Origin of the sequence: Cyanobium sp. Candia 9D4 (assembly GCF_024346155.1) — a bacterium.
GTDB lineage: Bacteria > Cyanobacteriota > Cyanobacteriia > PCC-6307 > Cyanobiaceae > Cyanobium > Cyanobium minutissimum.
Map to the genome: position 1 here is coordinate 636,416 of NZ_JAGQCK010000001.1, position 12,696 is coordinate 649,111.

Consider the following 12,696-nt stretch of genomic DNA (forward strand, 5'->3'; position numbering starts at 1 on the left):
CATGCAGGTGATCCGCGGCGATGGCTTCAGCGGCTGGCATGCCCTCAACGACACCGTCATGGGGGGCCGCAGCTCGGGCCTGTGCACGGTCAGCAGCCGGGGCCTGCGGCTGGAGGCGGAGGTGGTGGAGCAGGGCGGCGGCTTCGTCAGCTGCCGCTCGCCCATCTTTTCCCCTCCCCTTGATCTCTCTGCTCAGGCCGCCTTCGAGCTGGAGCTGCAGGGCGACGGCCGTCACTACAAGCTGGCGGTGGCCTGCGCCGATGGGGTGGCGGGTCTTACCGAGATGATTCCCGGCGGTGTGCGCTGGGTGGCGAACTTCGCCACCGAGGCCGAGGGACCCTGCCGGGTGCGGATCCCCTTCGCCCAGCTGCGGGCCTCGATCCGGGCCAGGCCGATCGAGGCGCTGCCCCTGGGCCTCCCCCTGCGCTTCGATCCGGCCCGCATCACCCGGTTGCAGATCCTGCATTCGAAGTTCGGCGACGACGGCTCCGCCAATCCGGGCTTCCGGGCCGGCCCGCTCAGCCTGGAGGTGATGGCGATCGATGCCGTCGCCTGAGTCCTCCATCGGCAGCGCCAACACCGATCTGTGCCAGCTGGTGGCGGCGGCGGCCGACCTCTGCCGCAAACCCCTGCGCCACGCGGTGGTCAACCCAGACCCGGGTGCCATCGGGGCCGGCCCGGGGGCGGAGGAGGAGGGGGTGGACAGCCTCGATCTCTGCCTGCGGCTGGAGGCCCGCACCCCCGAGGGCGAACGGGTGCCTGCGGAGGATCTGGAGCTGGAGATCTACCGCAGCGGTACGGAGCTCAACCTCACCCTGGCCTGGCGGCAGGGGGAGGACCACCCCCTGCTCTGGCAGGGCAGCCATCCGGTATGGATGGATGGGGCCACGGGCCTGCGCTGCAGCTGTCCGCCCCAGGGTGAGCCGCTGGAGGCCTTGGCGCGACGCCTGCGGGCCCTGTTGCGGCCCGATCAGGGTTGAGGCGTCGGCAGCACCATCAGCAGCGAGCCGGTTCCCATCGTTGAGGGGAGCGGCCAGAGTTCGGCCGTGGCCACCAGCGTGCGGCCATCCCGATGGCGCAGGGGAAAGGCGTCACTGACGAACAGCGGCCCATCGGCGGGCGCGTCGGTGCCAACAGGAGCCGTGGCCGCCTCCGGCAGCTGGCAGAACAGGGAGGCCGGTGACCCCACCAGGCTGTCGCGCTCGAAGCCGATCCTGTGGCACAGGCTGGCGTTGACCAGTACCACCCGCTGGCTGCTGTCGAACACCGCCACCGAGAAGCTGGGGCTACGGATCAGCGTCTCGAACAGCACCGAGAGATCGCGGCCATGCTCCTGGGCCTGGCGCTGCTGGGTGATGTCGGAGAGGGTGCCGACCACATAGCGATCCATCTCCTCGGTGAGCACCTTGGCGTTCTCCGTCACCCAGCGCTGCTCGCCGTCCCGGCGGATGATGCGGTACTGCACCGACCAGCCCCCCCGGGCCGGGTCCCGGCTGGCCCAGACCCGATCGCGGTCCTCCGCCAGGATCGCGTCGTCGAGCAGCCGGGGATCGGCGAACAGCTCGGCCGGGCTCCAGCCCGTCAGGGGCAGGATGCGCTGGCTGGCATAGAGCAGCCGGCCCAGGCTGGCGTCCCGCTTCCAGACCGCTTCCTCGAGGGCATCGGTGAGGCTGGAGAAGGAATCGAGGGAGGTCTCGGCGGCCCGGCGCAGGGCCAGCAGCTCCGACACGTCGGTGAGGGTGATGATGGCCCCGAGCCGCTGACCCTCCTGCTCCTGGTAGGGCAGCACCTGGGCCAGGTAGGCGATGTCCTCGCTGACCGCCTCAATGTTGCGCCGCGGAGCACCGCCAACGACCTCTGTGAGGGCCTTCCGCAGACCCGGCAGCGGCACCGTGGTGGGCACGCCCAGCAGGGGCTGGCCGATATCGTCGTTCACCAGGGCGAACACCCGCACCGCCAGGGGCGTGAACCGGGTGATGCACAGCTCCCGGTCGACGATGACCATGCCCTGGTTCAGGGAGTTCTGGATGTTCTCCAGATCGGTGCTGAGCAGCTGCAGCTCCGTGCTCCTGGCCCGCAGTTCCTGGTTGAGGGTGGCCAGTTCCTCGTTGGTGGCCTGCAGCTCCTCGTTGGAGGATTCCAGCTCCTCATTGGAGGACTGCAGTTCCTCCGACGAGGCCTGCAGTTCCTCGGCCGAGGCCTCCAGTTCCTCGTTGGCCTCCTCCAGGTCCGCCAGGGAGCGGCGCAGGGTGTCGTGGCTGGTGAGCAGCTCCTTTTCCAGCCGGGCGATCTGCTGGTCGAAGTTCGGGTCGCGGATCAGCGTCGTATCCGCGGCGGCCGGTTCGGCGCCGTCCGGCGGTTCCCGCAGGAAGCTCAGCAGGGTCAGGATCCGGTCGTTGACCTGGAGCGGTCGGGCCTCCAGCCGCAGGTGGATGGCGAAGTCAGGCAGATGCAGCAGGCGGCTGCGGGCCGGCTGGCCGTCGGCCCGCACGATCAGCAGCAGGGCGCGGGCTTCGGCCTGCAGATCCTCCAGCAGGAAGGAGGTGGCGGCGGTCGAGATCCGCCCTTCCGGAAGCCGGCAGAAGGGACTGACATCCCCGATCACCTCCACCAGTCCGTGGTTCTCATCGAGGATCACGCAGGGGGGTGAGGTGCTGCGGACCAACGCTTCGAGGGTGGCCACATGCTCCTCGACCACGGTCTCCCGCAGGATCGAGATCCGACCGATCGGGTTGAACAGCATCGTTGGCCGCTGGGACGGCTGGGCGACCGTGGAGTAGCGGGCGGACTGGGGCTCAGCGGTGCGATGGAAGATGCGGTGGTCGGCGTTGGCCACCTCGAAACCCTCGGTCCTGTGGCCCAGCGACTCCGTACGGCCGAGGAACAGCAGGCCCGCGGGCAGCAGGCCGAACCGGAACTGCGCCAGGACCCGATCCTGCAGGGGCTGGGTGAAGTAGATGAGGGTGTTGCGGTTGGAGATCAGATCCAGGCGCGGGAAGGGGGGATCGACCGCCACGTTGTGACGGGCGAAGACCACGCAGTTGCGCAGGTCTTCACTGATCTGGACCTCACCGTTGCACGGCACCACGAACCGTTCCCGCAACGACTCCGGAATGGCCAGGCTGGAGGCGGCGGGATAGGTGGCCCGGCGTGCCACGGCCAGGCTCTCCTCGTCGAGGTCAGTGCCGAAGATCTTGAGGTGATGGGTCAGGTCCTGGGGGTGGCCGAGCACCTCGCTGATGAGCATGCCCAGGGAATAGACCTCCTCCCCGGTGGCACAGCCGGGCACCCACACCCGCAGGCGATCCCTGCGGATGCGCTGGGCCACGTAGGCCCGCAGGAGCTCACCGAGGGCCGCGAACGACTCCGGGTCGCGGAAGAAGGAGGTGACGGTGACCAGCAGGTTGTGGACCAGGGCCGAGGCCTCCTTGCTGTCGGCCGAGAGCACCTGCAGGTACTCGTCCATGCTCTCGATCTGGCGGATCGCCATCCGCCGCGCCAGCTGTCGCTGCAGGGTGGACTCCTTGTACTGGCTGAAGTCGATGCCGCTGTTGTGCTGCAGCAGCTCCAGGGCACTGGAGACGTTGAGGCCCCGGGGATCGGGGACGTTCAGCTCGACCCAGTCGCCATCGGAGCTCATCAGGTCCGTGAGATGGCGGCCGATGGCGGCCGGCTCGAGGATCAGGTCGGCCCCACCCATGGCGACGGCGGCGGTGGGCATGGCCGCGAACCGGGCGCTTTCGGGGGTCTGGGCGATGGTGAGGCCACCGGCGGCCCGCACGGCCCGCAGGCCGCGGGCGCCGTCGGAGCCGGTGCCCGAGAGCACCACGGCGGCCCCGTGGCCGTTCCAGTGGTCGGCGATTGATTCGAACAGACGGTCGATGCTGGGGCTGGGGCCGAAGCGGGGCTCGGGCGCCACCAGCCGGAGCCGGTTTCCCGAGACGCTGATGTCGTGGTTGGGGGGGCAGACGCTGACCGTGTCCGGCAGCAGCGTGGCCCCGTCGACCGCCTTGACCACCTGCAGCTCGGTGACCCGCGCCAGCAGCTCGACCATCAGGCTGCCGTGGTCGGGGGAGAGGTGCTGGGCCACCACATAGGCCACGTTGCCACCCGGGGTGAGGCTGCCCAGCAGCGCCTGCAGGGCCTCCAGGCCACCGGCCGAGGCTCCGATCCCCACCAGATGCATGCCGGGATCGGCATCGGGGGGCGTGGATGATGCCGGGGAAGATTCCGCGTCATTGGATTCTTCCATCAACCCCCGGACATGGAACGTTCGCCTTCAATCTAAACCGGTGAACCCCGCCAGGCCATCATCGAGCGATGCCGCGAATCGGCTGGATTGGGACGGCAGGCCCCGGCGCCGGCCGTCAGGATGTCCGGGCCTCCGCAGCGGGGGCGTCGGTGAGCTTTCCAGCAACGAACCATCATGAAATGCCATTCGTGCGTGCTGGCACATCGCGTTATTTCTCAGGCCTTTGGCCCTCTCGACCCGCCAGCGGGAGGCGGGTGTCGACGAGCAGAAACTTCAAACTTTTTATGATACTCTGAACACAGTGAGAAACCATGGTGGTGAGGCATCGTATGCACAACGAGCCTTGCTTTCCGGAGTTTGATCACCATGACGTTGCCCTTTTCCCTAATCCTCTGCTGCGTCTGCTTCGGCTGAGTACGGATCCCCTCGTCTGCGCCTCCCTGTTGCAGGAGGCCCTGCCCCTGGTGGAGCTGATCCCGCTGGAGCCCGAGTCCTCCTGGTGGTGTTACGGCGCCAACCTCCGACTCGGCGGGCTGCTGGCCACCGCCTGGACGGCCAGGCCGACGCGGATGACCTTCTCGGAACGTCAGGAACACATCGTTGTCCTGGGCTATGGCGGAGAACAGCGGCTGCGACAGGCCTCCACCACCTGGCCCTGTGCCCGTGGAGGCTGTGTGCTGATGGCCAGTGCGGTCTGCACCATGGAGAGCACCCTGTCGTCCGCTGTGGCTTTCGCTCTCACCAGAGACCGACTCCTGGAGACGGCGATGGCGATGGGTGGCTATCAGCAGAAGCCGAAGGACTGGGAGGAAACGGTGTCGCTGGCCCATGGCTGGAGCCCGCCCAGGAACAACGCCGCCCCTTCCCTGCTCTCGGCGTTGCAGCAGACCATCGCCATGGCCGGTCAGTTGTCCGGCTATGGCCACGGGCTGTTGGATCGCCTCCAGTTCGACGACCAGATCTATCGGCTGATGGTGGCCATGCTGCTGCCGGAGATCCGCCAGGACAAGACCCTGGACCGGCTCCTGCACCGGCAGCGCCAGGGTCGTGATTCCTTCGATGAACTGATTGACTACATCAAGCAGAATCTGGGCGAGCCGCTCACCCTCACTGACCTGGAATCGAGGAGCCATTACTCCCGCCGAGCGCTGCAATATGCGTTCGCCGAACGCATGGGGTGCACGGCCACCAAGTGGATCAAGATGCAGCGTCTTGACCGTGCCCGGCAACGGCTGGAGCGGCCGACCCTGAACGACACGGTGGGGAGCATTGCCCGCGAATGCGGCTACCGCTCCCTCGGACTGTTCAGCGTGGATTTTCAGCAGCGGTTCCATGTCAGGCCGTCCGAGCTGCTGCGGGAGTCCCGGCGGCCGTAGTCGGGACCGTCCCGCTCACGTTCGCCGTCGGAACGCGTCAGCCGAATCCATGCGGCTCTGGTTGTGCTCGCTGGGATGGGCGCCCTGCAGGGCCGATTCGAGCAGGTAGGCGGCCAGGTTGGAGAGGGAGCGTCCCTGGACGTTGCTGCGCTCCACCAGGGCCTGGTAGGCGTTGTAGGGAACCGTGATCGTGACACGCACCGGCCGCAGGAAGGGACCGGGTTCGGAGTGGCTTCGCATGGGTCGAGGGGGTGGCTTCCTCTGATCTAGGCCCATGGACGGGATCTGCGTCCAGACGCGTTATGGGACGTCGGAGCGGCTCCAGGGGCGAGAGGCCAGAGCTGGCCGGCGATTCACCCTGCTGCGGACAGCAGCAGAGCGCCTGCGCCGTCAGTGCAGGCCTGCATCGACCTGCGGAAACTGCACGTTTCTGAAAACGGGCTCAGCTCCAGGGCTCAGTCGGGGGGCAGGTCGGTCACCGCCCCCAGGCTGCTGCTGCTCACCAGCCGGGCGTACTTGCCGAGCACGCCAGTGCGGTAGCGGGGGGCGGGCCTGGTCCAGGCGCTGCGGCGCCGGGCCAGCTCCTCCGCGTCCACGTTGAGCTGCAGCAGGCGCTGCTTCGCATCCACCGTGATGCTGTCGCCCTCCTGCACCAGGGCGATGGTGCCGCCCGCGGCGGCTTCCGGAGCCACGTGGCCCACCACCATCCCGTAGGTGCCGCCCGAGAAGCGGCCATCGGTGATCAGGGCCACCGAATCGCCCAGCCCCTCGCCGATGATCGCGGCGGTGGGGGCCAGCATTTCGCGCATGCCGGGGCCTCCCACAGGCCCTTCGTAGCGGATCACCACGACATCACCGGCGCTGATGCGCTTGGCGAGGATGGCGGCCAGGGCATCCTCCTCACTCTCGAACACCCGCGCCGGGCCGGTCATCACCGGGTTTTTCACTCCGCTGATCTTGGCCACGCTGCCCTCCTCGGCCAGGTTGCCCCGCAGGATCGCCAGGTGGCCCTGGGCGTAGAGGGGGTTGGACAGGGGCCGGATCACGTCCTGGCCCGCCGGCGGTTCGGAGGGCACGTCGGCGAGCACCTCGGCCAGGGTGCGCCCCTCGATCGTGCGGCAGTCCCCGTGCAGCAGGCCGCCGTCGAGCAGCAGCTTCATCACCTGGGGGATGCCGCCGGCCCGGTGCAGATCGACGGTGACGTAGCGGCCGCTGGGCTTGAGGTCGCAGATCACGGGCACCTTCTGGCGGATCGTCTCGAAGTCGTCGATCGTCAGGGGCACACCGGCGGTGCGGGCAATCGCCAGCAGGTGCAGCACCGAGTTGGTGGAACCCCCCACCGCCATGATCACGGCGATGGCGTTCTCGAAGGCCTGGCGGGTCAGCAGGTCCCGGGGGCGGATGTTCGCTTCGATGGCCTTCACCAGCACCTCGGCGGAGCGGGCGGCGCTGTCGGATTTCTCATGGTCCTCCGCCGCCATCGTCGAGCTGTAGGGCAGGCTCAGGCCGAGCACCTCGAAGGCCGAACTCATCGTGTTGGCGGTGAACATGCCGCCGCAGCTGCCGGCGCCGGGGCAGGCGTTCTTCTCGATCGCCAGCAGCTCGGCCTCGTCGATGCGGCCGCCGGAGAGCTGCCCCACCGCCTCGAAGGCACTGACCACGGTGAGATCACAGGGCCCCAGCTTCCCCGGCTTGATCGTGCCGCCATACACAAAGATCGCCGGGATGTTCATGCGGGCCATGGCGAGCATGGCGCCGGGCATGTTCTTGTCGCAGCCGCCGATGGCCAGCAGACCATCCATGCTCTGGGCGTTGCAGGCGGTTTCGATCGAATCGGCGATCACCTCCCGGGAGACCAGCGAGTACTTCATGCCCTCGGTGCCCATCGAGATGCCGTCGCTGACGGTGATGGTGCCGAACATCTGGGGCATGGCGCCGGCCCCATGGGCGGCCTGCTCGGCGCTCCGGGCGAGGTCGTTGAGGCCGATGTTGCACGGCGTGATCGTGCTGTAGCCGTTGGCGATGCCGATGATCGGCTTGCCGAAGTCCCCGTCGCCGAAACCGACGGCCCGCAGCATGGCCCGGTTGGGGGAGCGTTGGAGGCCCTTGGTGATGGCGTCGGAGCGCAGCATGGCCGGGGAGGAACGGGTCTGCTGCAACTTACCGAGGGGCCTGCGCCCTCAGGCCTGGGGCTGCAGCTGCTCGAGCTGGCGGCGCACCTCGTCGATCGCCTGGTTGAGCTTCTGGACGCGGTCGTGCAGCTGGTCGCTGCTCACCGGCGCCTCCTCAAGGCCTTCGCTGAGACGGGAGACCCGCAGCATCCGCAGCTGGCGCTGGGACAGCCGATGCCGCTCGGCCCGGCGCAGCAGCCAGACGGCGAGGCCGGCGGCCCCCATCACCGCCCCGGCGGCCCCGGCCAGCAGGACCAGACTGCCGCTGGCGGAGGATTGCTGCCTGGAATCAGCCATGGAGCGGCACGGAAAGGGGCTTCCGGATCGGAGGAACCCACCCTAGGCAGTGGCGGCGGCGATTCCATACAGCCGCTCACTCACCTCGCCGAAGCCCGGCACCACCCGGTGCCGGCTGTCCACCTCCGGGTCGATGCCGGCGCAGTAGAGGGTGAGCTGGCTGTGGCGCTCCCCGACGACCTTCAGCCCTGGGCTCGCCGCCAGGGTGGTGATCACCCGCAGCCGCTGCCCCTCCACCCCCAGGCCCGCCAGACGGTCGAGCAGGGCCAGCAGGATCGAGCCGCTGGCGAGCACCGGCAGGAACACCAGCACGCCGCTGCGGGCCTCGATGGTGGCCGGCAGGTCGTCGAGAAACCAGTGGGGCTTGTGCTCCGGCCCACAGGGCTCGATGCCCACGTGGGCCAGCTGGGCCGACGGCAGCACCGACTGGGCCCCCTGCCACAGGCCCAGGCCCCCCCGCAGCACCGGGATCACCAGCAGGGGCACCTCCGGATCGACCACCTGGCCGTCGCAGTGGCCCAGGGGCGTGGTGACCGACACCGGACGGTGGGGCAGCCAGTCGCGCAGCGCCTCATAGGTGAGCCAGCGGCCCAGCTCCGCCATGGCGGTGGCGAACAGGGGCGAGGGGGTGGACCCGTCCCGCAGCAGGGTGAGCCAGTGGCCGATCAGGGGATGGGGGGGGACCACCACCCGCAGGGACATGCTCATGTCGGGGTGTGTCTGCCATAGCTTGATCCGGCAGCGTACCGGTGTGGCATGGTCCCCAGCTCCCCAACCTTCCCCGTGATCCGCCGCAGGCCCGGGGGCCCGCTGGGCGGCCTGCTGGGGTCCGTCCTGGGGGGGGTGCTGGGGACGGTGCTGGGCCTGCTGTTCATCTGGAGTGTGCTGCCGGTGGCTCCGGCCCAGGCGATCACCGCCCCCGAGCTGCGCGCCCAGCGCTCCTTCCAGGACCTCGACCCCGACCTGCGGGGCCGCAATCTGCAGCAGCAGGAGTTCCTCAAGGCCTCGATGGAGGGCTTCGATCTGCGCGACGCCGACCTGCGGGGCGCCGTGTTCAACTCCACCGACCTGCGCCAGGCCGACCTGCGCGGCGCCGACCTGGAGGACGTGGTGGCCTTCGCCACCCGCTTCGACGGGGCCGACCTGCGGGGCGCCCAGTTCCGCAACGCCATGCTGATGCAGAGCCGCTTCCGGGATGCCCGCATCGACGGGGCCGACTTCAGTGACGCCGTGCTCGATCTGCCGGAGCAGAAGGCCCTCTGCGCCCGGGCGAGCGGCAGCCATCCCCTCACCGGCGTCGACACGCGCGAGAGCCTCGGCTGCCGCTGACCCGCGCCGGCGGCGCCTCCCCTAGGTTTCGGGTCCCCGTTGCCCCCTCCCCGATGACCGCTTCCAGCACCCGACGGCTGCCGGTCACGGTGGTGACCGGATTTCTGGGGGCCGGCAAGACCACCCTGCTGCGTCACCTGCTGCTGGAGAGCGGCCTGCGGCTGGCCGTGCTGGTCAATGAGTTCGGCGAGGTGGGCATCGACGGCGATCTGATCGCCTCCTGCGGCTTCTGCCCTGAGGAGGAGCTGGGCGATCGGCTCGTCGAGCTGGCCAACGGCTGCCTCTGCTGCACGGTGCAGGATGAGTTCCTGCCCACCATGCAGCGCCTGCTGGAGCGGGCCGACCGGCTCGACGGCATCGTGGTGGAAACCAGCGGCCTGGCCCTGCCCGAGCCCCTGGTGGCTGCCTTCGGCTGGCCGGAGATCCGCAGCCGCACCCGGGTGCACGGGGTGGTCACGGTGGTCGACGGGGAGGCGATGGCCGCCGGCCATGTGGTGGGGGATGCCGACGCGGTGGAGGCCCAGCGCCGGGCCGACCCCAGCCTCGACCACATCAGCGCCATCGAGGATCTGTTCGCCGACCAGCTCGGAGCCGCCGACCTGGTGCTGGTGAGCCGGGCCGACCGGCTGGAACCGGAGGCCCTCGCCCGGGTGACGGCGACGCTGCGCGCCAATCTGCGCCCCGGCACCGACGTGCTGCCGATGGCCCGGGGCCGCCTCGATCCCTCCCTGGTGCTGGATGGTCCCGGCCGTGATCTGGCCGGCGACCACGACCACCACCATGACCATGGCCACGACGACCATGACCACCACCACCACCACGATCACCACGACCATGCCCACGTGGCGATGGAGTCGATCGTCGTGCGCCGTGCCGGCCAGTGGGGGCGGGCCGCCCTCGAAACCCAGCTGCAGCGGCTGCTGATCGATCACCCCGTCGTGCGGCTCAAGGGACGGCTGCGCCAAGGGGGCAAGCGCCTGCCGCTGCAGATCCAGGGGGTCGGCCGCCGCCTTGACTGCTGGTACGAGGAGCGGGCGGGGGCCTCCCCTGACGCCGACTCCGTCGAGGGCGAAGGCCCCGACGGGCTGGAGCTGGTGGTGCTGGCCACCGGCGGCGCCGTCGGCCCCTTGCGTCAGGCCCTCGATCGCCTCTGAGCGCCGGGCGGCGACCCGGGCGGTGTCTGCCGCCCAGACCGGCTCAGTCGAGGGGGATATCGCCCCTGGCGCAGACCCCATCCCAGCAGAGGTCGGTGTTCTCCACCCAGCGGCTGTTCACCGGCTGCCAGCTGCCGGAGGGTTTGAGCATCGTCACCCGGCCCCGGCCGTCGTGGCGGAACTCGATCCGCTGCCCCCCCACCAGCAGGAACCAGTGGAGGCCGAGCTCCTCGACCTGCATCTGGCAGTCCTGCCACGGACCGTCCGCCAGGCGGCACTGCAGGGTGACCAGCCCCGGCAGGGAATGGGCCTGCAGGGCCGTGGCGGCCACGGCCAGACCCATGAGCCAGGCCAGCAAGCGAGGCCCGAATGGATCCAGCAGAACCCTTCGCAGGGAAGGCACCACGGCCGGCGGTGCGGAGAACCAACCCCAGGCTGGTGCTGTGCCGAGGGGGTCGGTGGGGCGTGCTGCCAAGATTTAACAAACGTCCGTGCCCCCGGTGCCGCTCTTCAACGCCCGCGTCCAGGTCTCCCTGCGCCCCTCCGTGCTGGACCCCGCCGGGGAGGCCACCCGGGCCGCCGCCGCCCGGCTCGGGGTGGAAGGCGTCAAGCGGTTGCGGATCGGCAAGGCGATCGAACTGGATCTGGAAGCCCCGGACCGGGCCACCGCCCAGGCCCGGCTCGAACTGCTCAGCGACCGCCTGCTCGCCAATCCGGTGATCGAGGACTGGTCGCTGGATCTGGCCGAAGCCGGTTGAGGGGGCCAGACCGATGACCGTCGGCATCGTTGTGTTTCCCGGCTCCAACTGCGACCGGGACGTGGCCTGGGCCCTGGAGGGCTGTCTGGGCATCCCCGTGCGCTTCCTCTGGCATGAGGAGCGTGACCTCTCCGGTCTGGAGGCCGTCGTGCTGCCGGGGGGCTTCAGCTACGGCGACTACCTGCGCTGCGGCGCCATCGCACGTTTCGCCCCGGTGCTGGAGGCGGTGCGCTCCTTCGCCGAGGGTGGCGGCCCGGTGCTCGGCATCTGCAACGGCTTCCAGGTGCTCACCGAGATGGGCCTGCTGCCCGGTGCCCTGACCCGCAACCGGGATCTGCACTTCCTCTGCCAGAGCAGTGAACTGGAGGTGCAGCCCGGGGCCTGCCGCTGGCTCGGCGCCTATGGCGCCGGCGAACGGATCAGCCTGCCGATCGCCCACGGCGAAGGGCGCTACCAGGTGGAGCCTGAGCACCTGGAGCGCCTCGAGGATCAGGGCTGTGTGGTGCTGCGCTACGTCGCCAATCCGAACGGCTCGCGGGGGGATGTGGCCGGCCTGAGCAACCCGGCGGGCAACGTGCTCGGCCTGATGCCCCATCCGGAGCGCGCCTGTGATCCGGTCACCGGCGGCCTCGATGGGCGCCGGTTGCTCGCCTCGCTGCTGGGCTGAAGCTCAGTCCAGGGCCGCGAAGAAGTCGCGGCTGCCGCGGGGATCGGGGGCCAGGGTGCGGGCCCCGGGCGTCCAGTCGGCCGGACACACCTGGCCCGGCTGCTGCCGCACCAGCTGGAAGGCCTGCAGCACCCGCAGGGTTTCGTCCACACTGCGGCCCACGGCCACGTCGTTGACGGTGCTGTGGCGGATGACGCCGTCGGGATCGATCAGGAACAGCCCGCGCAGGGCCGTGCCGGCGTCCTCGTCGAGCACGTGGTAGGCCCGGGCGATCTCCTTGTTGAGATCCGACACCAGGGGGTAGGCCACGTCCCCCAGCCCGCCGCTCCGGCGGTCGGTCTGCACCCAGGCCAGATGGCTGTAGGGACTGTCGACGGACACGGCCAGGAGGGCGGCATCGAGGCGGGCGAACTCCCCGTGGCGATCACTGAAGGCCGTGATCTCCGTGGGACAGACGAAGGTGAAATTGAGGGGATAGAAGAACAGCACCACATCCCTGCCGCGATAGTCGCGCAGCGACAGCTCCCGGAACTCCTGATCCACCACGGCGGTGGCGCGAAAGTCGGGGGCTTCGAGCCCCACGAGCCTGCCGCTGCTGGTCATGGTGGGCACCGTCTCGGGGGGGGATGACACCCATGCTGGCCTGAAGAAGCCAGGCCCCTACGATGACTGGCAAAGAAACGATGCCTCTG

Annotated in this window: 14 protein-coding genes; 7 read left to right on the forward strand and 7 right to left on the reverse strand. The window is 69.6% G+C overall.

Annotation, left to right across the window (positions count from 1 at the left end; all coding sequences use genetic code 11):
- Position 1 precedes the first annotated feature (1 nt).
- Positions 2–556, forward strand: coding sequence for a CIA30 family protein (locus KBZ08_RS03165; protein WP_106219965.1), 555 nt, complete (start codon positions 2–4; stop codon positions 554–556).
- On the forward strand, positions 543–980 hold the full coding sequence (locus KBZ08_RS03170; protein ID WP_106219966.1) for a hypothetical protein: 438 nt from the start codon (positions 543–545) through the stop codon (positions 978–980). Before KBZ08_RS03165 ends, KBZ08_RS03170 begins: the two co-directional genes overlap by 14 nt.
- On the opposite strand, the gene KBZ08_RS03175 is transcribed toward KBZ08_RS03170, so the two are convergent.
- Complete coding sequence (locus KBZ08_RS03175; protein ID WP_254971288.1) at positions 971–4,186, reverse strand: chemotaxis protein CheB; 3,216 nt, start codon at positions 4,184–4,186, stop codon at positions 971–973. The two genes, KBZ08_RS03170 and KBZ08_RS03175, sit on opposite strands and share 10 nt — an antisense overlap.
- 509 nt (positions 4,187–4,695) lie before the next feature.
- On the opposite strand from KBZ08_RS03175, the gene KBZ08_RS03180 reads away from it, so the two are divergent.
- Complete coding sequence (locus KBZ08_RS03180; protein ID WP_254971290.1) at positions 4,696–5,628, forward strand: helix-turn-helix domain-containing protein; 933 nt, start codon at positions 4,696–4,698, stop codon at positions 5,626–5,628.
- A gap of 15 nt (positions 5,629–5,643) precedes the next feature.
- On the opposite strand, the gene KBZ08_RS03185 is transcribed toward KBZ08_RS03180, so the two are convergent.
- From KBZ08_RS03185 to upp, 4 genes are all read right to left on the reverse strand, one after another.
- Positions 5,644–5,868, reverse strand: a complete 225-nt coding sequence (locus KBZ08_RS03185; RefSeq protein ID WP_106219969.1) for a ribbon-helix-helix domain-containing protein — start codon at positions 5,866–5,868, stop codon at positions 5,644–5,646.
- Positions 5,869–6,083: 215 nt separating this feature from the next.
- Entirely contained in the window at positions 6,084–7,760 is a 1,677-nt protein-coding gene (gene ilvD, locus KBZ08_RS03190) for a dihydroxy-acid dehydratase (protein ID WP_254971292.1), read from the reverse strand.
- A 48-nt stretch (positions 7,761–7,808) separates the two neighbouring features.
- Complete coding sequence (locus tag KBZ08_RS03195; protein WP_106219971.1) at positions 7,809–8,096, reverse strand: hypothetical protein; 288 nt, start codon at positions 8,094–8,096, stop codon at positions 7,809–7,811.
- A gap of 42 nt (positions 8,097–8,138) precedes the next feature.
- Complete coding sequence (gene upp, locus KBZ08_RS03200) at positions 8,139–8,804, reverse strand: uracil phosphoribosyltransferase (RefSeq protein ID WP_106219972.1); 666 nt, start codon at positions 8,802–8,804, stop codon at positions 8,139–8,141.
- Between the two features lie 48 nt (positions 8,805–8,852).
- Here upp and KBZ08_RS03205 point away from each other — a divergent pair, with 48 nt between their 5' ends.
- Both KBZ08_RS03205 and cobW read left to right on the forward strand, forming a co-directional pair.
- Positions 8,853–9,425 (forward strand): pentapeptide repeat-containing protein, encoded by a 573-nt coding sequence (locus tag KBZ08_RS03205; protein WP_219903912.1) that lies wholly within the window; start codon positions 8,853–8,855, stop codon positions 9,423–9,425.
- A 53-nt stretch (positions 9,426–9,478) separates the two neighbouring features.
- The gene (gene cobW, locus KBZ08_RS03210) at positions 9,479–10,579 is read left to right on the forward strand and encodes a cobalamin biosynthesis protein CobW (RefSeq protein WP_254971296.1); all 1,101 of its coding nucleotides are present in this window, start codon (positions 9,479–9,481) and stop codon (positions 10,577–10,579) included.
- A gap of 43 nt (positions 10,580–10,622) precedes the next feature.
- On the opposite strand, the gene KBZ08_RS03215 is transcribed toward cobW, so the two are convergent.
- The gene (locus KBZ08_RS03215) at positions 10,623–10,937 is read right to left on the reverse strand and encodes a hypothetical protein (RefSeq protein ID WP_106219974.1); all 315 of its coding nucleotides are present in this window, start codon (positions 10,935–10,937) and stop codon (positions 10,623–10,625) included.
- A gap of 142 nt (positions 10,938–11,079) precedes the next feature.
- On the opposite strand from KBZ08_RS03215, the gene purS reads away from it, so the two are divergent.
- Both purS and purQ read left to right on the forward strand, forming a co-directional pair.
- The gene (gene purS, locus KBZ08_RS03220; RefSeq protein ID WP_094584545.1) at positions 11,080–11,337 is read left to right on the forward strand and encodes a phosphoribosylformylglycinamidine synthase subunit PurS; all 258 of its coding nucleotides are present in this window, start codon (positions 11,080–11,082) and stop codon (positions 11,335–11,337) included.
- A gap of 13 nt (positions 11,338–11,350) precedes the next feature.
- Complete coding sequence (purQ, locus tag KBZ08_RS03225) at positions 11,351–12,004, forward strand: phosphoribosylformylglycinamidine synthase subunit PurQ (protein WP_254971298.1); 654 nt, start codon at positions 11,351–11,353, stop codon at positions 12,002–12,004.
- 3 nt (positions 12,005–12,007) lie between these two features.
- Here purQ and KBZ08_RS03230 read toward each other — a convergent pair whose 3' ends face one another.
- Positions 12,008–12,607 (reverse strand): peroxiredoxin, encoded by a 600-nt coding sequence (locus tag KBZ08_RS03230; protein WP_254971300.1) that lies wholly within the window; start codon positions 12,605–12,607, stop codon positions 12,008–12,010.
- Positions 12,608–12,696 lie beyond the last annotated feature (89 nt).

Coding starts and splice junctions, on each gene's coding strand:
- KBZ08_RS03230 (WP_254971300.1), bottom strand. CDS start 12,607: ATGACCAGCAGCGGCAGGCTCGTGGGGCTCGAAGCCCCCGACTTTCGC.
- KBZ08_RS03205 (WP_219903912.1), top strand. CDS start 8,853: ATGGTCCCCAGCTCCCCAACCTTCCCCGTGATCCGCCGCAGGCCCGGG.
- KBZ08_RS03175 (WP_254971288.1), bottom strand. CDS start 4,186: ATGCATCTGGTGGGGATCGGAGCCTCGGCCGGTGGCCTGGAGGCCCTG.
- purQ (WP_254971298.1), top strand. CDS start 11,351: ATGACCGTCGGCATCGTTGTGTTTCCCGGCTCCAACTGCGACCGGGAC.
- KBZ08_RS03170 (WP_106219966.1), top strand. CDS start 543: ATGCCGTCGCCTGAGTCCTCCATCGGCAGCGCCAACACCGATCTGTGC.
- KBZ08_RS03195 (WP_106219971.1), bottom strand. CDS start 8,096: ATGGCTGATTCCAGGCAGCAATCCTCCGCCAGCGGCAGTCTGGTCCTG.
- KBZ08_RS03185 (WP_106219969.1), bottom strand. CDS start 5,868: ATGCGAAGCCACTCCGAACCCGGTCCCTTCCTGCGGCCGGTGCGTGTC.
- KBZ08_RS03165 (WP_106219965.1), top strand. CDS start 2: ATGCAGGTGATCCGCGGCGATGGCTTCAGCGGCTGGCATGCCCTCAAC.
- cobW (WP_254971296.1), top strand. CDS start 9,479: ATGACCGCTTCCAGCACCCGACGGCTGCCGGTCACGGTGGTGACCGGA.
- ilvD (WP_254971292.1), bottom strand. CDS start 7,760: ATGCTGCGCTCCGACGCCATCACCAAGGGCCTCCAACGCTCCCCCAAC.
- upp (WP_106219972.1), bottom strand. CDS start 8,804: ATGAGCATGTCCCTGCGGGTGGTGGTCCCCCCCCATCCCCTGATCGGC.